Below are 24,274 nucleotides of genomic sequence, written 5' to 3' on the forward strand. Positions count from 1 at the left end.
GGGCCCGTTCCGGCGGGTTCGGCCATGAGCGATCCGACCACCGCGCAGCGTCTGGTCGAGTGCCTCGAACAGGAGGGCGTTGAACGCATCTTCGGCCTCCCCGGGGAAGAGAACATGGCCGTTCTCGACGCCCTGGCCGATTCCCCCATCGAGTTCGTCACCACCCGTCACGAGCAGGGTGCGGCCTTCATGGCCGACGTTCACGGGCGGCTGTCCGGCAAGGCGGGCGTCTGCCTGGCGACCCTGGGGCCCGGTGCCACCAACCTGATCACCGGCGTCGCCGACGCCAACATGGATCACGCCCCCCTGGTCGCAATTGCCGGCCAGGCCAGCACCCATCGGCTGCACAAGGAATCGCACCAGGTCCTCGACCTGAAGGGCCTGTTCCAGCCGATCACCAAGTACAGCTCACAGGTGCTGGAACCCGAGATCCTGCCCGAGGTGATCCGCAAGGCCTTCAAGTGGGCCGAAGGCGGCAAACCCGGTGCCAGCTTCATCGAGCTGCCAGAGAACATCGCCTCGCTGCCGTGCCCGAATCCACCCTTGCCGGTACATGCCGGCCCGGCCGCCGTACCGGCCGAAGCCTCCCTGGAGGCGGCCGCGCGCCTGCTGAACGAGGCCCGGCACCCGCTGATCCTGGCCGGGAACGGCGTGATCCGTTCCGGCGCCAGCGGCGCCCTGGCCATGCTCGCCAGCGCCCTGAACATTCCGGTCGCCAACACCTTCATGGCCAAGGGCGTACTGCCGTTCCGCCACCCGCTGGCGCTGGGCTCGGTCGGCCTGCAAAGCCAGGACTTCGTGAATTTCGGCTTCCACAAGGCCGATGTGATCGTCTGCATCGGCTACGACCTGGTCGAATACCCGCCCAGCTTCTGGCATCCGGACGCCGACCGGACCCTGATCCATATCGACTCCGCGCCGGCCGAGATCGACGGTCACTACAATGTGACCGCCGAGGTACTGGGCGATCTGACGACCTGCCTGCACCGCCTGGCGGAACAGGTGAGCCCCCGCGAAGAGACCATCCTGCGTCCGCTACGCCAGAGTCTGATCGACGACATGAACGAGCACCGCAACGACACCCAGGTGCCGCTCAAGCCGCAGAAGCTGATCTGGGATCTGCGCACCGCCGCCGACCTCGACGCGATCATGATCACCGATGTGGGCGCGCACAAGCTCTGGATGGCGCGCATGTTCCGCTGCGAGCTACCCAATACCTGTCTGATCTCCAATGGCTTTGCCAGCATGGGCATTGCGCTGCCGGGCGCCATTGCCGCCGCCAAGCTCCACCCCGAACGCCAGGTGGTCGCGGTCACCGGCGATGCCGGCTTCCTGATGAACGTGCAGGAGCTGGAAACGGCGGTTCGCCTGGGCCTCAACTTCGTTGTGCTGATCTGGAACGACAACGCCTACGGCCTGATCGAGTGGAAGCAGGTGCGCGAATATGGCCGCAAGGCCTTCGTCGAGTTCGGCAATCCGGACTTCGTGCAGCTGGCGCAGTCGTTCGGGGCGCACGGCGTGCGCATCGAACCCGGCGACAGCCTGGAGATGGCGCTCCGCGAGGCCCTCGTAACACCCGGGGTCACCATCATCGACTGCCCAGTGGACTACAGCGAGAACATGAAGCTGACGGAACGTTTGGGCGAACTGGTTTGTCCATTCTGACAACGCGGACTTCCCCGCCAGCAGGAGACGACCCGCGATGACCTCGATCGCGTCCGGCCATGATCGCACCGCGCCCACCGGGCCCGAGGGCGCGACACAACCGGAAGCCTCCACCCCGGAACGCCTGGGATATCACCACGAGCAGGGGAGCCAGCGCCTGCGGCTATTGAGCTTCAACGCCCAGGTCGGCATCCACTCCTCCCGGTTGCATCACTACCTGACCAACAGCTGGAAGCACGTCCTCCCCTACGGTGGGCGCATGGACAACCTCGACCGGGTGGCGCGCTTTATCTCGGAGTTCGACATCGTCGGTGTGCAGGAGCTGGACGGCGGTAGCCTGCGCAGCAACTTCGTCGATCTGGCCTCCTATCTCTCCGAACGTGCGCATTTCCCGTATACCTACAACCGGATCAACCGCGATCTGGGGCAGTTCGCCAAGCACTCCCTCGCCCTGTTCTCGCGCCTGGAGCCGGACCGGGTGCAAATGCACCGTCTGCCCGGAGCGCTACCCGGCCGCGGCGCGATCGAGGCCCGCTACGCCATGGGCGACGGCGAGGAACTGGTGCTGTTCCTGCTGCACCTGGCCCTGGGCAAGCGCACGCGGAAATCCCAGCTGGCCTACGTCGCGGAGCGCATCCAGGATTTTCCGCATGCCATCGTGATGGGCGACCTCAACTGCCAGCAGGACAGCGAGGAACTGCGGCAACTGATCGCGCGTACCGGGTTGATGGAGCCGATGGCCTGCCCGGCCACCTATCCCGCCTGGGACCCGCGCCTGGTGTTCGACCACATCCTGCTGACCCCCGACCTGCACGTCAGCGACGTGCGTGTCTACAACGTGGCGCTCTCCGACCACCTGCCGGTGGGTATCGAGATCGAACTGCCGCAGCGCCAGGCCCTTCATGATCCAGCGCACTAAACCGATGTCGAAAGACGGGTACGGTTCGAGCGCCAGTGTGTACATTAGTCCGTGTTTCCCTGGCATCCACCCCATTTCCGCGTTTAAATAGGCGCGCCTACTATCCGGGATTTCCCGATGTCCGACAGCGATCTGCGCAAGACCATTATCGAGCTCGAGCGCTCGCTGGATCGGGAGCGCGCCCTGCAGGACGCGATCCGCCGCGTCGCCCTGCGATCGCTCGCGGTGGTCTCCGCGAAGGTGCCGGCACTGGAAGGCGCCGTGCGCGACCTGACCCGCGCCATCGAATCCGACCCCGGCGACACGGCCTGGCTGGATCGCCTGAGCGGCCAGCTGGCCGATGCCGTGCGCTCCAGCGATCAGCGAGAAGACCTGGCCGACGGCATCCTCGCGGTCGTCCAGCGTGGCCTGCTCGGCTTCGAATTCCTCGACCCCGAGCTGGAGGCCCTCACCCGGGCCGCCGATCGGCGCGACAAGGCAGAGATCGAACGCACCCTCACACGTCTGTTTTCGGTGATGCACGACAAGTGCGAGCAGGCAATGACGGAGCGCGAAGAACTCACCGAGGTCGTCGGCGAGATCTGGCACCGCCTGGAAGACGTGGATACCGCCTTGTCCGAAGACGAGGCGCGCGGCCAGCGCGCCCGGGAATCGGTCTCCGAACTGCACGCGGGGATCTCCGGGGATGTCGAGCACATCAAAGGCCGGGTGGTCGACGTCGAGGACCTCGCGACGCTGCGCACCGAGGTGACCCGCGGTCTCGACCGCATGGTGGAGCGCGTCACCACGTTTCGGAACGAGCAGGAAGACGAACTGCAGGTGGTGCAGGAACGGAACCGCCTCCTGCGCTCCAAGGGCCGCAGCCTGGAGGGTCAGGTGCAAGCGCTGCGCAACCGGCTGGAACAGGCGCGCGCCGAAGCCAGTCGCGACAGCCTCACCGGCCTGCCCAATCGAATGGCCTTCGAACAGCGGCTGGAGCAACTCCCCGCGGAGCTCGAGAAATCGGGCGCGGCCTCGCTGCTGGTCTGGGACATCGACCACTTCAAGACCATCAATGACGAGTACGGCCACACTGCCGGCGACAAGGTCCTGCGGGCGGTCGCCGAGATCCTGGCCGAGGGCGTGCGCGAGCCGGATTTCGTCGCGCGCTACGGCGGGGAGGAATTCGTGATGATCATCCATCGCGAGCCTGACGCTGCATACAGCCAGGCCAATACCATCCGCGACGCTGTGGACCGTCTGATCGTGCGCTCCGGCAAGACGCGTCTGAAGGTCACCATCTCCGCCGGGCTGGCCGGAATCGACCCCGCCGCCGCCCCGGAGGCGATATTCGATGCCGCCGACCACGCGCTGCTACAAGCGAAAAAGCGAGGCCGTGACCGCATCGAGCGGGCCGGCGACTGATCCACTGCCGAGGGAACCCATGAACGGCACGCCTCAACCCCACCTGATCTTCGGCGAAGTCCTGTTCGATTGCTTCCCCGACGGTACGCGCGTCCTCGGCGGCGCTCCCTTCAACGTCGCCTGGAACCTGCACCAGCTGGGCGAGGCCGCCTGTTTCGTGGGCGGAGTCGGGGACGACGCGGACGGCCGCAGCATCCGCGAGCGCATGAACCGCATCGGGATGGACACCCGCGGCCTGTACAGGCACCCCGCGGCCCCCACCGGCCAGGTCCGCATCGCCCTGGAAGACGGCGAACCGACCTACACCATCGTCCCTGACCAGGCCTATGACACCGTTCCGGCGGAATGGGCGGACCAACTGCCGGACACCGCGGGCCTCCTCTATCACGGCACGCTCGCCCTGCGCGCGGACAACCGCGAGCTACTGGAACGGTTACAGGCCCGTGCACAACATCGTTTCGTCGACGTGAACCTGCGCGCCCCGTGGTACCAACCAGACGACGTCCTCGCGCTGATGCGCGGGGCCGACGTGGTCAAGCTGAACACCGACGAGGCGGCCACGCTGGCCCCCGACGTCGCCGCACCGGAGCGCTCGGCGGCGCTCCTGGAACGCGCCGCGATCCGCTCCGCCCTGATCATCACCCACGGCGCCGACGGCGCAGCCATCCACACCACCGATGGCCAGCACTGGGAGGCCCCGGCCCCCGCGGTCGACGGCTTCCGCGACGCCGTGGGCGCCGGCGACGCCTTCGCCAGTGTCGCCATCATCGGCCTGCAACACGACTGGCCCTGGACAACCACCCTGGAGCGCGCGCTCGGGTTCGCAGCCGCCGTCTGCTCCCTGCAGGGCGCCACCAGCGAAGACTCCGACTTCTACCACCGCGCCCGCACCGCCTGGAGCTAATCGCTCCCTTCGCACAAACAATGCCCCGCGCACAAAAACCGGCGGCAATCTGACTCCAGAGAAGGGACTCAGCCCATCGTCACGACACCGGGCAGCGATGAGAGCCAAGCCGAGCATGTATCCCTTGGGGGCACTACAATCCCGCAACTAACCCAATGGGACGCTGATCGCTTTGCAGCTCGCCCATACAGCGCGGTGACAGATCATTAACCGTGCCCGGTCAGTACACAGACCGACTCCAACACGAACGTTTACATCATGCGATGCCGCCCTATCGCCTAGGGAGACACTGATTGAATCGCGCGCTCGCGCTCGAGTCGCTTTTGCGTGCGAACAAGGCGCGGTGACTGCCGTGCAGTCATTCTGCACCGCATCCTGCAAGACGTCCGTCACCACACCGCCGATGGTGCCGTACTTGGTATAGGGAAACGTCTGCAGCTTGACCTCGGCCTCCTGGCCGGCCCAGACAAAGCCGATGTCCTTGTTGGGCAGGGTGGCCTCGACCTCCACTGCGCCATCCTCGGGGACCACGACCATCAACGGACGGGCCGGCTCCACGACCCCGCCCACCGTGTGCACGGCCAGTTGCTCGACCGTGCCATCCACCGGGGCCCGCAGGCGGGTCAGCTCGTCCAGACGGCGCGCCTTGATCAGCTCCTGGCGCAGCGACTCGGCGTCCGAACGCGCCCGGTGCAGGTCGTGTCAGCCAGAATCGAGAGAGATGTGCTATTGCGGATGTACCGGAATTCGGCGATTGCAAGCCGTCCAAGGCCGCTATTGACGCGCCGAGGGAGTCCTTGTCATTTAAATTATTCGCTGCACTCGCAAACTCCGCTGGCGACAGCTTCATGTGAAGAGCCGACCTCATCAAGTGATGATATTTTTCGTCAAGCCCACGAGCCGCAACAAACATTCTTGTATTGTTATCCGTTTAAACTTCTATTAATCCATAATTCTATTGACCCACCAGACGCGCATGAGCGGAATCACTCCGAGGACGAGCCACCATATTACGAATCTCGGAAGCCTCTCCTGCGACGCTTCCAAGCGTGGCCTTATTTCCTCGTAATTAACGAGAGTCTCCCCCTCGAATTCGAGATGATAAACCCTGGTTGATGGACCAAATACACTAATCTTCCTGTGCAACCAGACCGTAACGGGCTCCCCGATAATCTTCTCGCCATTCTCGCCCAAAGGGATCGCCCCAAAATAGCGAACAGGATCGCCATCGTCCACGTCCATGACAATTGAACGACGAGCGCGCCCTCGCCCTTCATTAATGCGCTCCACCACGCCTTCTTGCCTCGTCAATCCCCCCATATCGGGGACAGTATTTAGATAATCCACATAGTCGGATACAGCAAATAAAAGGAAACAAAACGAGACGATGTACCAAGCTCTAGAAGTCCCGCGCTGAAGAGCCCGGACAACGAACACTTGATAGGGCCAGCTGCCTTTCGCCCAACTAGCCAACCTAGAATGAGAGAGAGACTCAGGCACCCGTCTCATCGTTTCGCCCCCCAAGTTTTCGCGAGCTCGATGACAGCCTCAGCGGTATCCGAGCCCCCCTGAAGACGAAGGATTGCGCTACCTCGTGGAAACAGGCGCACCTTCTCGTGCGGTATAGAATCATCCGTTACCCAACATGTAGACAAGGATCCCTTCTACTAGCAGCGCGAGCGAACCCATGGCGATTGAGACAATTCGCCAGCGTCGGGCCTCGGCCCCTGTTGGTCCCGGATATGTCGACAGGATGTCGATAAGGGATTGGCGAAGGATCATGTGCGCATCCCGCAGCACGAGCGCGTCTGAAACGCGAGCGTGATTGCCTCAAAATCCGGTCGGGCCGACCACTCGTTGGCATAGCCCGCAAACTCGGCGGGATAGAGGATCAGCCAGACCATGGCAACGGCCGGTGGGCAACTCAATAAGCGGGTGCACCTAGCGAGGCGCAAGTACGACGGAAGCCAATCCAGCAGTGCGCCGGTACGCATTGCGGGGCAACGCGCCGACGCTATCGGAGCGTGATGCGGCATCAGCCGAAGCGGCACTGCGGAGAGGACGCCGATCCGTGGCGAGGTCATGGCTTTTCCCTGTCCATGAGCGATGGGTTTAAAGGCTCCCGGCTTCAGGCCGCTCTGTCAACGGCTTTTCCGGAGGTCGCGTCGTTGGCGGCAGGGCGCACCAGCGCCTGATGCAGATCATGCACCTCGCTGCTGCCCATCAGGTCCGGCAGGACGGCGATAGTGCGCACGGGCCGTTACGCATGAACCGGCCAGCGCAACACAAACAGGGTACGGACCAGATACGGCGTCACAAGCGGGAGGTAGAACACCAGCGTCATCTCGAGCCACCGTGGCACGCCTTCGGGCGCATACCAGACACTCAGGGCCCCCAGGAACAACACTGCAAACGGGGCCAGCAGAGTCAGGCATGCGCAGGACATCCGCGCACCCAACCCAGCGCGTCTACGGGATCCAAGAATGATCAGACTGAAGAGAGCCGCCCAGACAAAAAGAAAAGACAGCCATACCGAGAAGTAAGCCAAGGTGTACATGGACGATTAGCTTCCAGGATCCGTTGGCAATCGAGTTCGGCCAGCCCGGGCGGCCCTTACAAGCCGTGGAACCTCCGCGATCATCGAGAGATGGACCCCGATGAAGGAACCGCAGAACAAGGCCAGCGGCACCCAGGCAGTCGCAACACCCATCTCTGTCTCGAAAACCAAACCGTAATGCCGATACGATCGTTCGCTCGGACTCGAAACCGGGTCCAGATCGGATGAAAAGACGAAAAAGGCAACGGCGTAGTACACGATGGGTACCACGACGAGGATAACCGCCTGCCTAAAGACCCTCTCTTGGAGAAAATTGACGGCCATGCCGAACATCGAGCCACGGCGGTTACAGCAGGCCACCAGCGCAGCAGTTGCGATCACCAATAAGAAAAACACCACAAATACGTACGGCATCTGTGCGCGAAGGGCGTAGGAGCTGTTCGTGAAACCACGTGCAGCGGGAACATGCTCCCATAGCCAGCCCGCCGGAGCAGTTAACCAGAATGGGGGAGCAGCCGGATCCATGTGATAAAGGATGAAGACAAGGCTCCCTTCGGCGACAAGGGCCAGTGCACCCATTGCGATCAAGGCGTACCGCCAACGACGGGCCTCGGCCTCCGTCGGGCCGGGGTATTTCGCCAGAAGGTTGATGAGCGATTGGCGAATGCTCATAGATCCTCTTCTGCGTTCTCCAGGGGGGCCACCTCAAAGTCCAGAATGAGATCGCGCACATCAGACCGAATCTCCCGCCATTGCGGAAGCAAAGCGCGCGGGTAACCGAAATCAACCCATGCACCCCACTCGGGCAGCGTGAATCGATGCCGGCAGAACGGGCGACTCTCGGGCCTCGGCATTTGACCGTTGTAGCACTCGATCATGTCGCTGACGTAGCCGTCGAGATCGCCTTTCCAGTGGAGCGTTAGATTCCAGGCATGAAAGCGTTCGGTCCCGGGACCCATTGGCTCGGCCCATTCCAGGCCAGTCTCCGGATCGGTACCCCGCATTTCGTAGTGGATTCGCACTTCTTCTGTCCCACCCCATCTTTCCGTTGGGTTTCGTGGAGGGAGCCTCCTGGTGTGGGTGCGTTCCTCGATCCTCTCGATCCTTCCACGCACAAGCGGTGCCCAACCAAGATCCCGCCCGATTGCGTCCGGATTGCTGTAAGCGCCGAGGCCAATCTGCAACCATGGATCGCCATCGGGATCGCCCTTGGTCCAGTAGCTTGTCCGCGTTTCCGGGCTGCGCGGCTTCAGATCCGGCCATCGAACCGCGAGCGTGAAGGCATGGGCCTCATCCTCGAAAGTGCGCTCATCGGGCTTCGGCGTATCCGGGTCCCGTGGCGCCCAGGTGCTCTGATCCTTGTATTCGATGCCGACCAGCGCGAGATAGTTGGACGGGATCGCAATCGGCACTCCATTGATGTTGGCCTTGCGAATCGGGGGCGAAAATTCCTGGATCTCGAGCCTCGGCGGCTCGCCATAGATCTCGTGCAGGGCGTCGAACACCCCCACCTCCGCGAGCCAGGGTCGTGCGAGGCCCGACCACAGGATGGAACCCGCCAGCCAGATCGCCACCAGGACGACCACGATCAGGGTCAGCCGGCCGGCGCCGCTCATGTGCCCCTGCCCCCGTTCTGCGCCCGGATCACGAAGATCGGATAGAGAGTGAAATGGGACCGCCACTCATGGGGGATGGAAAGACGCGCGGAAGGACTCATGGCGCGTCGAGCTCGACCGAAAGGGAGTCCAGGAGCTGTCGAACCTCGCGATCCATTCGCTGCCAGTCCGGAAGGTGCTCGGGGGCGAAGCGATAGGTCAATGCGAGGTCATCGCGAAAGACGGTCATGGCCATGCATTCAGAAGCGGGCTGATCGCCTGGCGGGGCACAATGGATTACGAGGTTCTTTGATGCGTCTTCAGGGATGAAAAACGGCGGCTGGCCCAGGGCCTTCAGGCTCACTTCCTGGGGATCGATGTCGAACACGGCGAGGTCATCATCGGATGCCCGGACGTCCTGAGGGTCCTCCCTTGCGAGCCGCGCCATCGAGCCAACAAACGACAACGGCGGATCGTTCAAAAGCGCGATTTCCACCCGGTCTCCGAGTGCGTCGTCATCCCGAGTCCAGCGATCACGGTCTTCGTGGTGATAAGGCCGCAGATCCGGCAGGAGGACGCTCAACTGGAGGGTCGCCGGTTCATGCCGCCCCTCTCTGGGGTACGGCCAGTGGCCCAGCTCTTCATAGACCGAGTAGAAAAACCGCACCGGCACATCGAACTTGTGGCCTGACAAGTCGAAGTGCGCCGTTGCGATATTCAGATAAATCCTGCCCGCATAGTCGTTGATCTTGTGCGAGACCGGGTTCTCCGTGAAGACGACCAGCACCACCAGGGCTACGAGGGCCAGCTCCAGCCTCCAGTAGCGAAACGTAAGGCGGAAGCTGCGCACCGTGGGGGAGACGGGCGCGCCCGTCTCCAACCGCACTGGGTGGCGCCGCCGAAACCACCAGACGGCCATCAGCGGAATGCCAATGAACGCGAACAGGGCCACCGGCAGTCCCGTGGATATCTCACGCCCATACTCTTCCAGAAGAAGTATGAATCCCAGCATCACGGCCACCGGCAGGGCCAGTATGAGCAGGGCATAGCCGATCCTGACAGCAGCCGACGCACGACGGACGGCAATCAGCACCCCAATGGCCGCAACAATGGCAACCGCCATGGGAATCAGGGCAATGAGCACTGATCCCATCAGGCCGGCGACGCTCATGACCTCCGCCCTCGTTTCCGTGGGGCCGACTTTCGGCTGGGCCACTGAATAAACCCGAGCGCGAACCATTCGACATCGAGGGCGCAAAAGCGCCTGAGGGTCATCATGGGTTGGCCCCTTCGACCGCCAGAGAATCCACCAGCCGCTCGCTCTTGGTCGCGATGCGGCGCCAATCGGGGAGGTATTCGAGGCCGAAGGTCTTTTCCAGCGCGATGCCGGGACGGAATGCGGTCTTCATCCGGCAACTGGGGGAAGGGACGTCCTTCGGACTCGCGCAGGTGATAAACCACGCTTCGGATTCATCGCGAGGAAACAGACGGAGTCTGCGAGCGTACAACAAAGCTTCCACATCCTCATTGTGCCGATCAACGCCATACGTCTTTGCCGTTTCCGGGGCGAGGGGCTCCCCTGATTCGGCGGCCCGCGCTCGTAAGGTTTTTACGTTGGATTTGGAAAAATCATCCTCCCGGATCGTCACACGAACCCGGTCCCCGCGGCCGCCACCCTCCAGATTCCAGAGATGTTCCTCTTCGGGATAGAAGGGTCGCAGATCCGGCAACAGGACGTAGATGCTCAGGGCGCCGACATCCACCCGGCGATTCTTGGCTCTCGGCCAGTATCCACGCGGCACGTACGCATCAATCACGAAATATCGCATCGGGATATCGAAGTGCTGGTCCGCCAGCTTGGCCCGGACTACCTCGTTTTCGAGGTTGTGCTGCCCAACGCGGTCGTACGCCCACTGCGTGAGCGGGTTGTATGTGGCGCCCATCCCGACCACGACAAACGCCATGAAGCCAAGAATGAGGATATGGCGATGCCAGGCGCCAATCGCCAGACGAAAGCTCTTCAGTTTCGGGGCATGCCGTGCGGATGCCGGCAGCGGATAGCGATACAGGAAGTACCAGGCCACCAGAATGGGGCCGATGACGTATGACAGAAGCCCGAGCTGGGCCGCGATCAGATCATGGGGTTCATCGCCCAGGAGCATCCAGCCGAAGGTCTGCAGCACGAATGGCACCGCGAGAACGGCAAGGGCGAACAGGACCCTGGCCCGAACGGGCGCACGCGATCGCTCGGACAGGATGCCAGCCGCCGCGATCAGTGCGATCACATAGGCGATCAACCAGAGCATGGAGCGCCTCTCGCGGTTCGTGATATGCCCAACTGGAACCGCAAGGGGGGATGGGAAAAACCTCCGCGGCGACAATCGAACGCCCGCCCGAATCCGACCCGCGCGAGCGTGGGAGCACGAAAGGTCATGGCGGCTGAAAGATCGAGGTGTGCCTGTACGGCGAATGCGCCAGTCCGTGGCGAGGTCATGGACATTCCCTTTCCATGATTAAGGTTGCCGACTCTGGCGCGAGGTCCGAAGGGTGTCAAGGCCGGCAGACCTGCGGTGCGCGGGGAGATGCCACGCTGACCCACAGGGCTGGTATCCTCGCAGTCCGTTGGCGTCCGCCGTTTTGGGCGGTCGCGAAAGATCTTCCGGGCCATCCCGGACCGAGGATTCTGGAGGCCACATGAGCAGTACCCACCGACCCACCGATATCCAGCTGCATCAGAAGTCGCGCATCCTGGAGCTGACGTATTCGGACGGCTCGCATTTCGAGTTGCCCTGCGAGTTCCTGCGCGTGTATTCGCCCTCGGCCGAGGTGCGCGGGCACGGCAAGGGCCAGGAGGTGCTGCAGGTCGGCAAGGAAGACGTGAACATCACCGGGATCGAGCCGGTCGGAAACTATGCGGTGAAGCTCGTGTTCTCCGACGGGCACGACACCGGCATCTATGACTGGGACTACCTGCACGAGCTCGGCACGAACCAGGAGCGACTGTGGCAGGATTACCTGGATCGGCTGAAAGAGGCCGGACACGAGCGCAAGACGCACTGACAACGGCACTTTGATGAAAGAAGAATCCGGCAAGACCCACTTCGGCTACCAGAGCGTCCCCGAGTCCGAGAAGGCCTCGCGGGTCGGCGAGGTGTTCCATTCGGTCGCGTCGCGCTACGACGTCATGAACGACCTGATGTCCATGGGCGTCCATCGCATCTGGAAGCGCTACACCCTGGAGCGCACGGGCGTGCGCCCAGGCATGAAGATCCTGGACCTGGCCGGCGGCACCGGGGACCTCGCCGGGGCCTTTGCCCCACGGGTCGGACCCAAGGGTCAGATCGTGGTCTGCGACATCAATGCCTCGATGCTGGAGGCCGGGCGCGACCGCATGCTGGACGAGGGCCATGTGGGCAACCTCGACTTCGTGCAGGCGGACGCCGAACAGCTCCCCTATCCGGACGACTACTTCGACCGCGTGACCATCGCCTTCGGCCTGCGCAACGTGACCCGCAAGGAGCGCGCGCTGGCCGAGATGCGCCGGGTGATCAAGCCGGGCGGGCGCGTGCTGGTGCTGGAGTTCTCGCAGCCGATGGCGCCGCTGCGCCCGATCTACGATGTCTATTCGTTCAAGATGCTCCCCCTGATGGGCAAGCTGGTCGCCAACGACGCGGACAGCTACCGCTATCTGGCCGAATCCATCCGCATGCACCCGGACCAGGAGACCCTGGCCGGCATGATGCGCGACGCCGGGCTGGAACGGGTCGAATACGACAACCTGACCGGCGGCATCGTCGCCCTGCACCGCGGCACCAAGCTCTAGCGTTCTCATGGCCGAACCCTTCGCCCTGCCCAGTCCGTTCGCGGCCCTGATCGAGGCCACGCTGAACGAACACCTGGCCAGCGCCCCGGAGAAGGACCGGGCGCGGCTGGCCGGGCGTGCGATCGCGATCGTGATCGAGCCGCCGGGGCTCGCGCTGTCGCTGGTCGGGGCCGCCGACCGGCTGCAGGTTACAGGCGGCGTCGAGGAGCCAGTGGACGTGCAGCTGAAGGGCTCGCCGCTGTCACTGGCCGCGGCGATGGCACGTGACGACCGCTCCGGGTTGACGATCACGGGTGATGCAACCGTGCTCTCCGACCTGCAACATGCACTGCGCGATGCCGGCATCAACTGGGAAGATCTGTTCGAACGCTTTGCCGGCGCCGGAGCGGCCGGACCGCTGCGCCATCTGCTGGACCAGGCGCGCGACAGCCTGCGGCACCTGGGCCGGCGCTCCGCCGAGGACACGGCCGACTACCTGCGCGACGAGCTCGAGTGGCTACCGGCCGGCGGCGCGTTCGAGGCCTTCGCCGAAGACGTCGCCACGCTGCGCGACGACGTCGCCCGGCTGGATGCGCGGCTGCGTCGTCTGGAGGCACCGGCCTCCGCACCTGACGACCGGCAGGCCTGATGCGCCGCGCGCTGTACCGGGGCCTGCGGCTGTGGACCATTGCGCGGGTCCTGGTGCGCTATCGCCTCGACGTCATCCTGTTCACGCTGAAGCCGCTACGCCCGCTCAGCTTCCTGCTCTATCTCGCGCCCTGGAACTGGTTCCGCCGCACTGAAGGCACGCGCGGCGAGCGCATCCGCCGCGCGCTGGAGGATCTGGGCCCGATCTTCATCAAGTTCGGACAGATGCTCTCCACCCGGCGCGACCTGCTGCCGGACGACATCGCGATCGAGCTTGCGCGCCTGCAGGACCGGGTGCCGCCGTTCCCCAGTGACCAGGCGCGCGCCGTGATCGAGGCCGAGCTGGAACGCCCGATCGAGATCGCCTTCGCCGCCTTCGAGGACACACCAATCGCCTCGGCCTCCATCGCCCAAGTGCACGCGGCCACGCTGCAGGACGGGCGCGAGGTGGTCGTGAAGGTGGTGCGCCCCGGCATCCTCAAGACCATCCGTGCGGATCTCGAGGTCATGCACCTGATCGCGGACCTGGCGGACCGCTACTGGTCCGAGGCCAAGCGCCTGCGCCCGCGCGAGGTGGTGGACGAATACGAAAAGACCGTCACCGACGAGCTGGACCTGATCCGCGAGGGCGCCAACGCCGCCGCGATCCACCGCAACTTCGAGGACAGCCACCTCCTCTACATCCCGGAGATCATCTGGGATTACACCCGCCGCAGCGTACTGGTGATGGAGCGCATCGGCGGCCTCCCGGTGGCCGATGTCGCCGCCCTGCGCGAACGCAACGTGGACCTCAAGCTGCTGGCCGAGCGCGGCGTGGAGATCTTCTTCACCCAGGTGTTCCAGCACAACTTCTTCCACGCCGACATGCACCCGGGCAACATCTTCGTCGATGCCACCCACCCGGACGACCCGACCTACCTGGCGGTGGACTTCGGCATCGTCGGCTCGCTGCTGGACTCCGACCAGCGCTATCTGGCCGAGAACTTCCACGCCTTCTTCAATCGCGACTACCGCCGCGTGGCCGAACTGCACGTGGAATCCGGCTGGGTGCCGAAGGACACCCGCGTCGACGAGTTCGAGGCGGCGATCCGCACCGTGTGCGAACCGATCTTCCAGCGTCCGCTGGACGAGATCTCCTTCGGCCAGGTCCTGCTGCGCCTGTTCCAGACCGCGCGGCGATTCAACATGGAGGTCCAGCCGCAGCTCGTGCTGCTGCAGAAGACCCTGCTGAACATCGAGGGCCTGGGCCGCCAGCTCTACCCGCAGCTGGACCTGTGGACCACCGCCAAGCCGTTCATCGAGAAATGGATGCACGAACGCATGGGCGTGCGCGCATTCATCCGCAACGCGCAGCAACACTTGCCGCGCCTGCTGGCGCACCTGCCGGAACTGCCGATGCACCTGGAGAAGGCCCTGACCGTGGAGGAACAGCGGGCCGAGCGCGACGCCGCGCTACGCCGCCAGATCCTCGAGCTGGAAAACGGGCTGAGGCGCCAGTCCCGCCGCCGCAACGAGGGCTGGGCGGGTGTGGCCCTGCTGGCCCTCGCGGGGCTGGCCACGCAGCTGGAGGTCACCGCCTGGCAGGGGCTCGCCTGGCCGGTCTGGCCGCTCGCCCTGTTCGGCGCCGGCATACTGCTGTTCAGCCTGCGTCCCGGCCCCCGGCGCCGGGCCCGCGACGGGGACGCCTGAACCCCACCCCGTCCAGTGGGCCATTCCGACCGCTGACCGCCCTCGGGCGCGTGTATTACCAATTCCTGTTTGTTCCCTCTCCCGTACCTTTTTAAGCTGTCGAGTATCCCCGGCACGGACGCCGACCTGAACCCGGCCATTCACTGACCAGAGTACTGCATGCCCCGCAGGCGCCGCCTTTTCCGACTCGGGATTCGCCAGAAGGTGGTGCTGGTCCTGCTGACCGTTCTGCTGACCGCGCTGTCGATCAGCGGCTATCTGGTCATGCGCGATGTCGAACAAAACGTCCTCAGCGAGACCGACCGACGCGGGGCCGAGACCGCGGACTACCTCGCCCGGTCGATCGCCTACAGCGTGGTGGGCTACGACTACCACACCATCCAGCTGCTGCTGGACCAGGTGGTCGAGGCCGGGGGCGTGGTCCACGCCCGGGTGCTGAGTGATCGCGGCAATACCATGGCCGAGGTACAGCACCCCGACCGGGCGAACCTCGAACGCGTCGAGTTCCAGCGGCCCATCGAGCTGGATGGGCGCGAGGTCGGGCACCTGGAGATGGAGCTGAGCATCGAGCCGATCCTCGCCCAACTGGAGCAGCAGAAGACCTCCCTGATCCGCCGCGAGGTCGCGGTGATCGCCCTGATCGCACTGGGCGAGTTCGTCGCGCTGTCGTGGATCATCATTGCACCGCTGACGCGCGTTTCGCGCGCCCTGGAGTCGAACGTCGACGAAAACGGCGTGATCCTGCGGGATATCGACGTGCATTCCAACGACGAGATCGGCGACCTGGCCGCACGCTTCAACCAAATGCGGGCCCAGCTCAATACCGCCAACGAGCAACTGCGCGGCCGCGTGGAGTCCGCCGACCGCGAGCTGCGCGAGGCCTACGAACGCCTGATCCAGCAACAAAAGCAGCTGGAATCCTCCAATGCCGAGCTGGAAGTGCTGACGCGCACCGATCCGCTGACCGGTCTCGGCAACCGTCGCGCCTTCCAGGAGGCCATGGAACAGGATATCGCGTTGTTCCGACGCCACGGCGACCCCGCCAGCCTGCTCATCCTGGACCTGGACAACTTCAAGGCGATCAACGATACCTGGGGCCACGACACCGGCGACCGCATTCTCAAGTCCTTCGCTGCGCTACTCCGCACACATTGTCGCGACACGGACACCACCTGTCGCATGGGCGGCGAGGAGTTCGCCGTTTTTCTCCGCCGCTGCGACGCCCCGGGGGCCCTCAAGACGGCCGAGAAGTTGCGCCAGACCGTCGCAGCGATGGAAGTCCCCACCGAGGATGGCCGTCAGCAACTGCACGTGACCGTCAGTATCGGACTCGCCTCGCTCTCGCTGGAAGAGGGCGTCACCTCGTCCAAGGGGCTCTGCCGGGCCGCGGACCAGGCCATGTATGCCAGCAAGCGCCGCGGCCGTAACCGCGTTACCAACTACACCACGCTGATCAGCGAAGACCCGCTCTCAGTAAACTTCCAGGGAGACGAGACATGAACAACCGGATGACCCAAGGCTTACTGGGAGGGGTGCTCGGGCTACTCCTGCCACTGACGGCGCAGGCAACCGCTGACGATGAACTGGTTTTCGGCTCGGTCGCGATGGATATTCCGGCGCAGATGCTGAGCCGGCTGGAGCCGTTCACCGAATACCTGGCCGGCACCCTCGAACGGGACGTGAACCTGCGCCTGTCCTCCAGCATGCCGGACGCAATCCGCGAGATCGTCGAAGGGCGCTCCGACATCGCCTACCTGACGCCGGTAGCGTATATCCGCGCAAACCAGCGCGGCGGCGTCGAGCCGCTGGCGCGCACCATCACCAAGGGCGAGGACAGCTTCCGCCTGATGATCGTGGTCGCGGAAGACAGCCCCTTGCAATCGCCGGAGGAACTGGCCGGCAAGCGCTTCGCCTTTGGTGACGAGGCCGCGCTGTTGCAGCGTGCTGCCGTAGTCGATTCGGGGATTGAGTTGGCCGACCTCGGCGCGTATCACTTCCTCGGACACTACGACAACATCGTGCGCGGCGTGATCAGCGGCGACTTCGACGCCGGCATCCTCAAGGACACCGCGGCCTATCGCTGGGAAGGCAACGGCATCCGCATCCTGCACGCCTCGCCCGCACTGCCACCGTATGTGATCGCGGCCCGCGCGGGCCTCGACCCGGCACTGCAGGATCGCATCCGCGCCGCGCTGCTGACCGCCAGCCCGGACGACCCCGCCTCGGGACCGGCAATGCGCGCCCTGGACGAAAACTACGACGGGTTTGCCCCGGTCAGCGACGCCGATTATGACGTGGTGCGCGGGCTGATCGCGCCGTTCGACTGAGGGCGGCCTTCTTCACCCCCCTTTGTTGCCAGTAGCCCCCGCAGGGGCTCAGCAGGGTCAGACGTCGAGCAGCAACCGCGCCGGGTCCTCGATGGCTTCCTTGATGGCGACCAGGAACTGCACCGCCTCGGCACCGTCGACCAGGCGGTGGTCGTAGGACAGGGCGACGTACATCATCGGCCGGACGACGACCTCGCCGTCCACCGCGACCGGGCGTTCCTTGATCGCGTGCATGCCGAGGATCGCGCTCTGCGGCGGATTCAGGATCGGCGTGGAGAACAACGAACCGAACACGCCCCCGTTGGTGATGGTGAAGGTGCCACCGCGCAGCTCGTCGATATCCAGCTTGCCGTCACGCGCGCGCTCGGCGTAGTCGCGGATGCGCCGCTCGATCTCGGCAATGGAGGCGTTGCCGGTATCGCGCAGGACCGGCACCACCAGTCCGCGCGAGGAGGAGACTGCGATGCCGATGTCGCTGTAGTGGTGATAGACGATCTCTTCGCCATCCAGTGCGGCATTGACGACCGGGAAGCGCTCGAGCGCGCGGCTGGCCGCGGCCACGAACAGACCCATGAAGCCGAGCTTGATGGAATGGCGCTTCTCGAAGGGCTCCTTGTAGCGGCTACGCAGGGCCATCGCCGCGGACATGTCGACCTCGTTGAAGGTGGTCAGCATCGCGGTGGTCTGCTTCGCTTCCAGCAGCCGTTCCGCGATGCGCGCCCGCAGGCGGGTCATCGGCACACGCTCGATGCGCTCGGCGCGGTCTCCGGGGTCGGCCGGATGCGCCTGGGGTCGCGCCGCCCCGACGGAACCCGATGGCGTCGAAGAAGCCGCGGGCGCGCTGCGATCGCTGCGCGCCCGCTCCACGTCGGCACGCTGGATGCGCCCGTCGTCGCCGGTGCCCTCGACATCCTCCGGACGCAGGCCGGCTTCCTGCAGCAGGCGCCGCACGGCCGGCGTGGGCGGCGGGCTACCGGCCGCTCCGTTCCCGGCCCCGGACGGCGCGGGCTCGGGTGAGGAGGCAGCGGCCGGTTCCTCTTCCCGTTCCCCCGTTGCAACAGACGCCGGCTTACCGCCCTCCGTGGCTGTCGATGCCCTGGAAGGCGCTGCCTCATCCTCGGTCTCTTCGTCCGGGTCCTCCGGGGCGGCTTCGGCGGGCCCCAGATAACCCAGGATCGCGTCGGCCTTGACCACATCGCCCTCGTTGGCGGAGAGCTCCACCAGGGTGCCCGCACTGGGGGCCGACACCTCAAGGACCACCTTGTCGGTCTCCAGCTCGGCGATCAGCTCGTCGCGCTTGACGGCGTCACCAGCCTTTTTGTGCAGGGCGATCACGGTCGCATCGGCGACCGACTCGGGGAGTTCCGGGACCTGGATCGGGGTGCGATCGGATGCCATCTCGCTTCCTTGTTCTGTGCGTCTTTATCGAATGTTCAGGGCGTGGGGTGCGGCGTGTCACGCGAGCTGATCGGCCCGAACGCGCGCTCGAGCAGATCTTTCAGCTGCGCCTTGTGCACCTCGGGGTAACCGACGGCGGGCGCGGCGGCCGGGGGTCTCGCGACGGCGTGCAGGGTCTGGCCACGCACCGCCAGCAGCGGGTTGATACGCGGGGCGACAAACTCCAGGTAACCCTGGTTCTCCGGTTCATCCTGGACCCAGACGAATTCATCCGCCTCCGGATAACGCCCCAGCAATTCGGTCAGGCGCGCCTCGGGGAAGGGGTAACACTGCTCCAGGCGCAGGATCGCCGTATCCGCGTGCTCGCCCTCGGCCTGGCGCGCGGCCAGATCGTAGAAGATGCGCCCACTGGTCATCAGCACGCGCTTCACCTTGCCGGGATCCTCGATACGGGCGTCGTCGATGACCGTCTGGTACTGGCCCGTCGCCAGCGCATCGAGGTCGGAGACCGCGTCCTTGTGGCGCAAAAGGCTCTTCGGGGTCATCACGATCAGTGGCTTGCGATAGGGCCGCAGCATCTGCCGGCGCAGCAGGTGAAACATCTGCGCCGGCGTAGTGGGCACGCAGACCTGCATGTTCTCCTGCGCCGCCAGTTGCAGGAAGCGCTCCGGGCGGGCCGAGGAGTGCTCCGGCCCCTGCCCCTCGTAGCCGTGGGGCAGCAACAGGGTCAGGCCGGACAGGCGCCCCCACTTCTGCTCGCCGGAGGAGATGAACTGGTCGATCACCACCTGGGCGCCGTTCACGAAGTCGCCGAACTGCGCCTCCCAGACCACCAGAGCCTCGGGCGCGGCGGTGGCATAGCCGTATTCGAAGGCGAGCACGCCCTCCTCGGACAACAGCGAATCGATCACCAGGAAACGCGGGTGGTCCGGATCCAGGCGCCGCAGCGGGACGATGGCCTTGCCGGTCTCCTGGTCGTGCAGGACCGCGTGGCGGTGGAAGAAGGTGCCCCGGCTGGAGTCCTGCCCGGACAGGCGAATGCGGTAGCCGTCCTGGATCAGCGCGCCGTAGGCCAGGGTCTCGGCCGCACCCCAGTCCAGCGGCTGCTCGCCGCGCGCCATGGCCACGCGGGCATCCAGGATCTTCTGCACGCGGTCGTTCAGTCGGAAACCCTCCGGCGGGGTGGAAAGCTGCTCGAGGGTGCGCGCCAGACGGTCGGCGGGGGCGCCGGTGTCCACATCCTGGTCCCAGGTCTGGTTCAGATAGGGGCCCCAGTTGGTCGAGGATCCGGCATGGCTGTTGCGCTCGCGCAGCAACGACAGCGCCACCGGCTGGCCGGCATCCAGTCGGCCGCGATAGTCCTCCAGCGCTTGCTCCTGTGCGTCTTCGGTCGTCAGGCCCTCGCGGATCAGGCGTCTGGCGTAACGCTCGCGGGTGGTCGGCAGGTCGCGGATACGACGATACATATGCGGCTGCGTCGCGGCCGGCTCGTCGGCCTCGTTGTGGCCCTGGCGGCGGTAGCAGACGAGATCGATGACCACGTCCTTGCCGAAGCGCATGCGGTAGTCCAGCGCGATCTGGGTGATGAACACCACGGCCTCGGGATCATCGCCATTCACATGCAGGATGGGCGCGTTCACCATCTTGGCGACATCCGTGGCGTAATGCGTCGAACGAGCGTCCTTCAGGGTCGAAGTCGTGAAACCGATCTGGTTGTTCACCACCACATGCACGGTGCCCTTGGTGGAGAAGCCCCGGGTCTGGGACATGTTCAGGGTCTCCATGACCACGCCCTGCCCGGCAAAGGCGGCATCGCCATGGATCACCACCGGCATCACCCGGTTGCCCTTGCGATCGCCGACCCGCACCTGGCGCGCCCGCACTGAACCCTCCACCACCGGGGTGACGATCTCCAGGTGCGAGGGATTGAAGGCCAGCGCCAGATGCACCCGACCACCCGGGGTATCCAGGTCCGAGGAGAAACCCATGTGGTACTTCACGTCGCCGGTGCCACGGTCGTCGCGCGGACGCCCCTCGAACTCGTTGGCCAGCTCCTCCGGGGACTTGCCGAACAGGTTGACCAGCACGTTGAGGCGTCCGCGGTGTGCCATGCCGACCACGAACTCCTGCAGCCCGCGCGCGCCGCCCCGCTGGATCAGGGCATTCAGCAGCGGGATCAGGCTCTCCGCGCCTTCCAGCGAGAAGCGCTTCTGCCCGACATAGCGCCGATGCAGATAGCGCTCCAGACCCTCGGCCGCGGTCAGACGCTCGAGGATCGCCAGGCGGGTGTCGTCATCGAAACCGAAGTGGCCATGGGCCGATTCCAGACGCTCCTGCAGCCAGCGCTTCTCGTCGGTGGCCATCAGATGCATGTATTCCGCGCCAATACCGGCGCAGTAGGTCTCCTTCAGCACCCGTTCGATCGTATCCAGCGAGACCCGCCCGTCGATGAACAGCGAGCCCGGATCAAAGGTGACATCGGGGCCGACCTGGTCGAGGCCGTGATGCTCGCGGCTCAGCTCGCGCGGTGGCTCCGGCGGTTCGCGCTCCAGAGGATCCAGACGGGCGCCAAAGTGACCGAGGTAGCGGTAGGCATTGATGAACTGCAGCACGCGGATCTGCAGCTGTTCATGGGCCAGATCCGGCCGATCGGTGGAGCGCCGGCGGCGTTCCGGGCGCGGCGCCCCTTCCAGCGAGCGGAAGTAATCGGCCCAGGCCGGCGGGACGGAATCGGGGTCGTCCTGGTAGCGCTCCAGCAGATCCTCGGCGAAAGCGAGGTTATCCGGGTGCAGTTCCTGCCCGGATACGGGGCTGTCCAGCCGGTGCCGGGATGGCATCTCGTTCATTCGCGGTCTCTTCCCATTCCTGATGCGTCGGCCTTTGGGACCTGATCGGCGCGAGAGGTTCCCGCGCGGAGTCGGTGAATCAGCGTCTTCTTGAAGGCTGCCTCCGAGGGTAGCGCGTTTGCGCGGGCGAAGGCACACGGCCCGCATGCGGAACGTGCGATTCCGGCCGGGTTTCCCTACCATTCGCGCATGGATGTCTCCCCCCTGCTCGATTCCCTCAACCCGGCCCAGCGCGAGGCCGTGGCCGCCCCGCCGCATCCGGTGCTGGTCCTGGCCGGCGCCGGCTCCGGCAAGACCCGCGTGCTGGTGCACCGCATCGCCTGGCTGATTGGCGTCGAGGGCGTGGCCCCGCACAGCCTGCTGGCGGTCACTTTTACCAACAAGGCGGCGGCCGAGATGCGCGGGCGCATCGAGTCGTTGCTGGGGCACCCGGCCACCGGGCTGTGGGTCGGGACCTTCCATGGCCTCGCCCACCGCCTGCTGCGCCAGCACTGGCAGGAGGCGAAGCTGCCGCAGGCCTTCCAGATCCTCGACTCCGATGACCAGCTGCGCATGGTCAAGCGCGTGCTGCGCGGGCTGGAGCTGGACGAGTCGCGGTGGCCGCCCAAGCAGGCGCAGTGGTACATCAACGCGCGCAAGGACGAGGGCTCGCGCCCGGAACACCTGCCGGATACCGGCGACCCGGTCGCCCGCCAGTGGGTACGCGTCTACACCACCTACCAGCAGGCCTGCGAGCGCGCCGGTGTGGTGGACTTCGCCGAGCTGATGCTGCGCTCGCTGGAACTGCTGCGCGACAACAAGGCCCTGCTGGAGCACTACCGCACGCGCTTTCGCCACGTGCTGGTCGACGAATTCCAGGACACCAACGACATCCAGTACGGCTGGTTGCGCCTGCTCGCCGGGGACAGTCCGGTGTTCGCCGTGGGCGACGACGACCAGTCGATCTACGGCTGGCGCGGCGCGAAGATCGAGAACATCCAGCACTTCCAGAAGGACTACCCGGGCACCCAGGTCGTGCGCCTGGAGCAGAACTACCGCTCCAGCGCCAACATCCTGAACGCCGCCAACGCCCTGATCCGGCACAACTCCGGCCGCCTGGGCAAGGAGCTGTGGACCGAGGGCCACGAAGGCGCACCGGTCCGCCTGTACACCGCGCTGAACGAGCAGGAAGAGGCGCGCTTCATCGCCGAGACCATCGCCCGCCACGTGGACCAGGGCGGGCTGTACCGCGAATGTGCGGTGCTGTATCGCTCCAATGCCCAGTCACGCGTGCTGGAAGAGACCTTCATCGGCCGGCGCATGCCCTACCGGGTCTACGGCGGCCTGCGCTTCTTCGAGCGCCAGGAGATCCGCGATGCCCTGGCCTACCTGCGCCTGGCCGGCAACGGCGATGACGATGCCGCCTTCCTGCGCGTGGTCAACCAGCCCCCGCGCGGGATCGGCGAGAAGACCCTGGAGGGCCTGCGCCAGGCCGCCCAGGCAGCCGACACCAGCCTGCTGCAGGCCGCCACCCACGCGGTGGACGCCGACGCCCTGCCCGGACGCGCGCGCACCGCAGTCGCCGGGTTCGTGCAGCTGGTCCGCACCCTGCAGCAGGAGCTCCCGCGCCAGCCGCTGGCCGATCAGGTGGAACAGGCGATCGAGCGCGCGCAATTGCGCGAGCACTACAAAAAGGAAAAGGGCGAGCGTGGCGAGGCTCGGCTGGAAAACCTGGACGAGCTGGTGGGGGCCGCGCGCGCCTTCGACATGAGTAGCACCGCCGAGAGCGAGGAAGGCGAGGGCAATCGCCTGACCGAATTCCTCGCCCACGCGGCACTGGAGGCCGGCGAGGGTGCGGCCGACCCGCACGAGGACGCGGTGCAGATGATGACCCTGCACTCGGCCAAGGGCCTGGAGTTTCCGCTGGTCTTCCTGACCGGCATGGAAGAGGGGCTGTTCCCCAACGCCCGCTCGCTGGAGGAGCCGGGGCGACTGGAGGAGGAACGCCGCCTGGCCTATGTCGGCATGACCCGCGCCGAACAGGAGCTGTACCTGATCCATGCCGAGACGCGGCGGCTGTATGGACGCGAGTCCTACAACGTCGCCTCGCGCTTCATCAACGAGATCCCCGAGGGCGCGCTGGAAGTGCTGCGCCCGCAGGCCTCGCCGTATGGCGCGGGCCGCTTTGCCGCGGCCCGGAACAAGACGGCGGGCTTCGGGGCCATGGATGCACAGGCCGCCGAGGCCTCCGCGGTGGGCCTGGCGATCGGCGCACGGGTGCACCACGCGAAGTTCGGCGAGGGGCTGATCACCCAGTTCGAGGGTTCCGGCAACTCGGCCCGGGTCCAGGTGAACTTCGCCCACGCGGGCTCCAAGTGGCTGGTGCTGAGCTTCGCCAAGCTGGAGGTCCTGGGTTAGGCTTTTTTCACCACAGAGGGCACGGAGAAGGGCCAGGGCGATTTACAGGAAGGTGGGGAGACAGGAAGAGAAGGGCTGGATTAATGGGGCTGGCATTGTGAGCGAGTAGGATGTGATGAGCAC

The 24,274-nt window shown here is 65.4% G+C and carries 18 protein-coding genes and 1 pseudogene; 11 read left to right on the top strand and 8 right to left on the bottom strand.

All coding sequences use genetic code 11. The features are described 5' to 3' along the window. Positions 1-24: 24 nt before the first annotated feature. The 4 genes from TVD_RS13055 to TVD_RS13070 all read left to right on the top strand — a co-directional run bounded on the left by TVD_RS13055 (position 25) and on the right by TVD_RS13070 (position 4,892). Positions 25-1,665, top strand: a complete 1,641-nt coding sequence (locus TVD_RS13055) for an acetolactate synthase large subunit (RefSeq protein WP_018950923.1) — start codon at positions 25-27, stop codon at positions 1,663-1,665. Between the two features lie 37 nt (positions 1,666-1,702). After that, entirely contained in the window at positions 1,703-2,584 is an 882-nt protein-coding gene (locus TVD_RS13060) for an endonuclease/exonuclease/phosphatase family protein (RefSeq protein ID WP_018950922.1), read from the top strand. Positions 2,585-2,701: 117 nt separating this feature from the next. Next, a complete protein-coding gene (locus tag TVD_RS13065) occupies positions 2,702-3,988 on the top strand; it encodes a GGDEF domain-containing protein (protein ID WP_018175966.1) in 1,287 nt (428 codons plus the stop codon). 19 nt (positions 3,989-4,007) lie between these two features. After that, complete coding sequence (locus TVD_RS13070) at positions 4,008-4,892, top strand: carbohydrate kinase family protein (RefSeq protein ID WP_047251791.1); 885 nt, start codon at positions 4,008-4,010, stop codon at positions 4,890-4,892. Between the two features lie 357 nt (positions 4,893-5,249). On the opposite strand, the pseudogene TVD_RS14980 reads toward TVD_RS13070, so the two are convergent. From TVD_RS14980 to TVD_RS13105, 6 genes and pseudogenes are all read right to left on the bottom strand, one after another. Beyond that, positions 5,250-5,588: pseudogene (locus tag TVD_RS14980) on the bottom strand (beta-barrel domain-containing protein); the annotation flags it as partial. A gap of 1,564 nt (positions 5,589-7,152) precedes the next feature. Continuing rightward, positions 7,153-7,449 (bottom strand): hypothetical protein, encoded by a 297-nt coding sequence (locus TVD_RS15085; RefSeq protein ID WP_047251794.1) that lies wholly within the window; start codon positions 7,447-7,449, stop codon positions 7,153-7,155. A gap of 6 nt (positions 7,450-7,455) precedes the next feature. Continuing rightward, positions 7,456-8,121: a hypothetical protein gene (locus TVD_RS13090; RefSeq protein WP_047251795.1), complete on the bottom strand. Its 666-nt coding sequence runs from the start codon at positions 8,119-8,121 to the stop codon at positions 7,456-7,458. Further along, the gene (locus TVD_RS13095; protein WP_047251796.1) at positions 8,118-9,065 is read right to left on the bottom strand and encodes a hypothetical protein; all 948 of its coding nucleotides are present in this window, start codon (positions 9,063-9,065) and stop codon (positions 8,118-8,120) included. Before TVD_RS13095 ends, TVD_RS13090 begins: the two co-directional genes overlap by 4 nt. 97 nt (positions 9,066-9,162) lie before the next feature. Next, on the bottom strand, positions 9,163-10,215 hold the full coding sequence (locus TVD_RS13100; protein ID WP_047251982.1) for a hypothetical protein: 1,053 nt from the start codon (positions 10,213-10,215) through the stop codon (positions 9,163-9,165). A gap of 103 nt (positions 10,216-10,318) precedes the next feature. Then, positions 10,319-11,350, bottom strand: a complete 1,032-nt coding sequence (locus TVD_RS13105) for a hypothetical protein (RefSeq protein WP_019563773.1) — start codon at positions 11,348-11,350, stop codon at positions 10,319-10,321. A 388-nt stretch (positions 11,351-11,738) separates the two neighbouring features. Here TVD_RS13105 and TVD_RS13110 point away from each other — a divergent pair, with 388 nt between their 5' ends. The 6 genes from TVD_RS13110 (at position 11,739) to TVD_RS13135 (ending at position 17,510) form a co-directional block, all read left to right on the top strand. Next, positions 11,739-12,104: a gamma-butyrobetaine hydroxylase family protein gene (locus TVD_RS13110; RefSeq protein ID WP_018145031.1), complete on the top strand. Its 366-nt coding sequence runs from the start codon at positions 11,739-11,741 to the stop codon at positions 12,102-12,104. Positions 12,105-12,117: 13 nt separating this feature from the next. Further along, entirely contained in the window at positions 12,118-12,867 is a 750-nt protein-coding gene (gene ubiE / locus TVD_RS13115; protein WP_018168865.1) for a bifunctional demethylmenaquinone methyltransferase/2-methoxy-6-polyprenyl-1,4-benzoquinol methylase UbiE, read from the top strand. Positions 12,868-12,874: 7 nt separating this feature from the next. Further along, positions 12,875-13,495, top strand: a complete 621-nt coding sequence (locus TVD_RS13120; RefSeq protein ID WP_018937454.1) for a ubiquinone biosynthesis accessory factor UbiJ — start codon at positions 12,875-12,877, stop codon at positions 13,493-13,495. Next, on the top strand, positions 13,495-15,183 hold the full coding sequence (gene ubiB / locus TVD_RS13125) for a ubiquinone biosynthesis regulatory protein kinase UbiB (protein WP_047251797.1): 1,689 nt from the start codon (positions 13,495-13,497) through the stop codon (positions 15,181-15,183). The genes TVD_RS13120 and ubiB overlap by 1 nt, the downstream gene beginning before the upstream one ends. A 159-nt stretch (positions 15,184-15,342) precedes the next feature. Further along, positions 15,343-16,683 (top strand): diguanylate cyclase, encoded by a 1,341-nt coding sequence (locus TVD_RS13130; RefSeq protein ID WP_047251798.1) that lies wholly within the window; start codon positions 15,343-15,345, stop codon positions 16,681-16,683. Continuing rightward, entirely contained in the window at positions 16,680-17,510 is an 831-nt protein-coding gene (locus TVD_RS13135; RefSeq protein WP_047251799.1) for a PhnD/SsuA/transferrin family substrate-binding protein, read from the top strand. The genes TVD_RS13130 and TVD_RS13135 overlap by 4 nt, the downstream gene beginning before the upstream one ends. Before the next feature lie 57 nt (positions 17,511-17,567). Here TVD_RS13135 and odhB read toward each other — a convergent pair whose 3' ends face one another. Together odhB and TVD_RS13145 are read right to left on the bottom strand one after the other, a co-directional pair. Continuing rightward, entirely contained in the window at positions 17,568-18,908 is a 1,341-nt protein-coding gene (odhB, locus tag TVD_RS13140) for a 2-oxoglutarate dehydrogenase complex dihydrolipoyllysine-residue succinyltransferase (protein WP_047251800.1), read from the bottom strand. Between the two features lie 35 nt (positions 18,909-18,943). Beyond that, positions 18,944-21,754 (bottom strand): 2-oxoglutarate dehydrogenase E1 component, encoded by a 2,811-nt coding sequence (locus tag TVD_RS13145; RefSeq protein ID WP_019595190.1) that lies wholly within the window; start codon positions 21,752-21,754, stop codon positions 18,944-18,946. 189 nt (positions 21,755-21,943) lie between these two features. Between TVD_RS13145 and uvrD the strand changes: the two genes are divergently transcribed. Next, positions 21,944-24,151 (top strand): DNA helicase II, encoded by a 2,208-nt coding sequence (gene uvrD / locus TVD_RS13150; protein ID WP_047251983.1) that lies wholly within the window; start codon positions 21,944-21,946, stop codon positions 24,149-24,151. The last annotated feature ends 123 nt before the right edge of the window (positions 24,152-24,274 follow it).

This window comes from Thioalkalivibrio versutus (assembly GCF_001020955.1).
GTDB classification, from domain to species: domain Bacteria; phylum Pseudomonadota; class Gammaproteobacteria; order Ectothiorhodospirales; family Ectothiorhodospiraceae; genus Thioalkalivibrio; species Thioalkalivibrio versutus.

Bases quoted from the DNA above. Each gene is read 5' to 3' on its own strand.
- TVD_RS13055 (WP_018950923.1), top strand. From the start codon at position 25: ATGAGCGATCCGACCACCGCGCAGCGTCTGGTCGAGTGCCTCGAACAG.
- TVD_RS13060 (WP_018950922.1), top strand. From the start codon at position 1,703: ATGACCTCGATCGCGTCCGGCCATGATCGCACCGCGCCCACCGGGCCC.
- TVD_RS13065 (WP_018175966.1), top strand. From the start codon at position 2,702: ATGTCCGACAGCGATCTGCGCAAGACCATTATCGAGCTCGAGCGCTCG.
- TVD_RS13070 (WP_047251791.1), top strand. From the start codon at position 4,008: ATGAACGGCACGCCTCAACCCCACCTGATCTTCGGCGAAGTCCTGTTC.
- TVD_RS15085 (WP_047251794.1), bottom strand. From the start codon at position 7,449: ATGTACACCTTGGCTTACTTCTCGGTATGGCTGTCTTTTCTTTTTGTC.
- TVD_RS13090 (WP_047251795.1), bottom strand. From the start codon at position 8,121: ATGAGCATTCGCCAATCGCTCATCAACCTTCTGGCGAAATACCCCGGC.
- TVD_RS13095 (WP_047251796.1), bottom strand. From the start codon at position 9,065: ATGAGCGGCGCCGGCCGGCTGACCCTGATCGTGGTCGTCCTGGTGGCG.
- TVD_RS13100 (WP_047251982.1), bottom strand. From the start codon at position 10,215: ATGAGCGTCGCCGGCCTGATGGGATCAGTGCTCATTGCCCTGATTCCC.
- TVD_RS13105 (WP_019563773.1), bottom strand. From the start codon at position 11,350: ATGCTCTGGTTGATCGCCTATGTGATCGCACTGATCGCGGCGGCTGGC.
- TVD_RS13110 (WP_018145031.1), top strand. From the start codon at position 11,739: ATGAGCAGTACCCACCGACCCACCGATATCCAGCTGCATCAGAAGTCG.
- ubiE (WP_018168865.1), top strand. From the start codon at position 12,118: ATGAAAGAAGAATCCGGCAAGACCCACTTCGGCTACCAGAGCGTCCCC.
- TVD_RS13120 (WP_018937454.1), top strand. From the start codon at position 12,875: ATGGCCGAACCCTTCGCCCTGCCCAGTCCGTTCGCGGCCCTGATCGAG.
- ubiB (WP_047251797.1), top strand. From the start codon at position 13,495: ATGCGCCGCGCGCTGTACCGGGGCCTGCGGCTGTGGACCATTGCGCGG.
- TVD_RS13130 (WP_047251798.1), top strand. From the start codon at position 15,343: ATGCCCCGCAGGCGCCGCCTTTTCCGACTCGGGATTCGCCAGAAGGTG.
- TVD_RS13135 (WP_047251799.1), top strand. From the start codon at position 16,680: ATGAACAACCGGATGACCCAAGGCTTACTGGGAGGGGTGCTCGGGCTA.
- odhB (WP_047251800.1), bottom strand. From the start codon at position 18,908: ATGGCATCCGATCGCACCCCGATCCAGGTCCCGGAACTCCCCGAGTCG.
- TVD_RS13145 (WP_019595190.1), bottom strand. From the start codon at position 21,754: ATGAACGAGATGCCATCCCGGCACCGGCTGGACAGCCCCGTATCCGGG.
- uvrD (WP_047251983.1), top strand. From the start codon at position 21,944: ATGGATGTCTCCCCCCTGCTCGATTCCCTCAACCCGGCCCAGCGCGAG.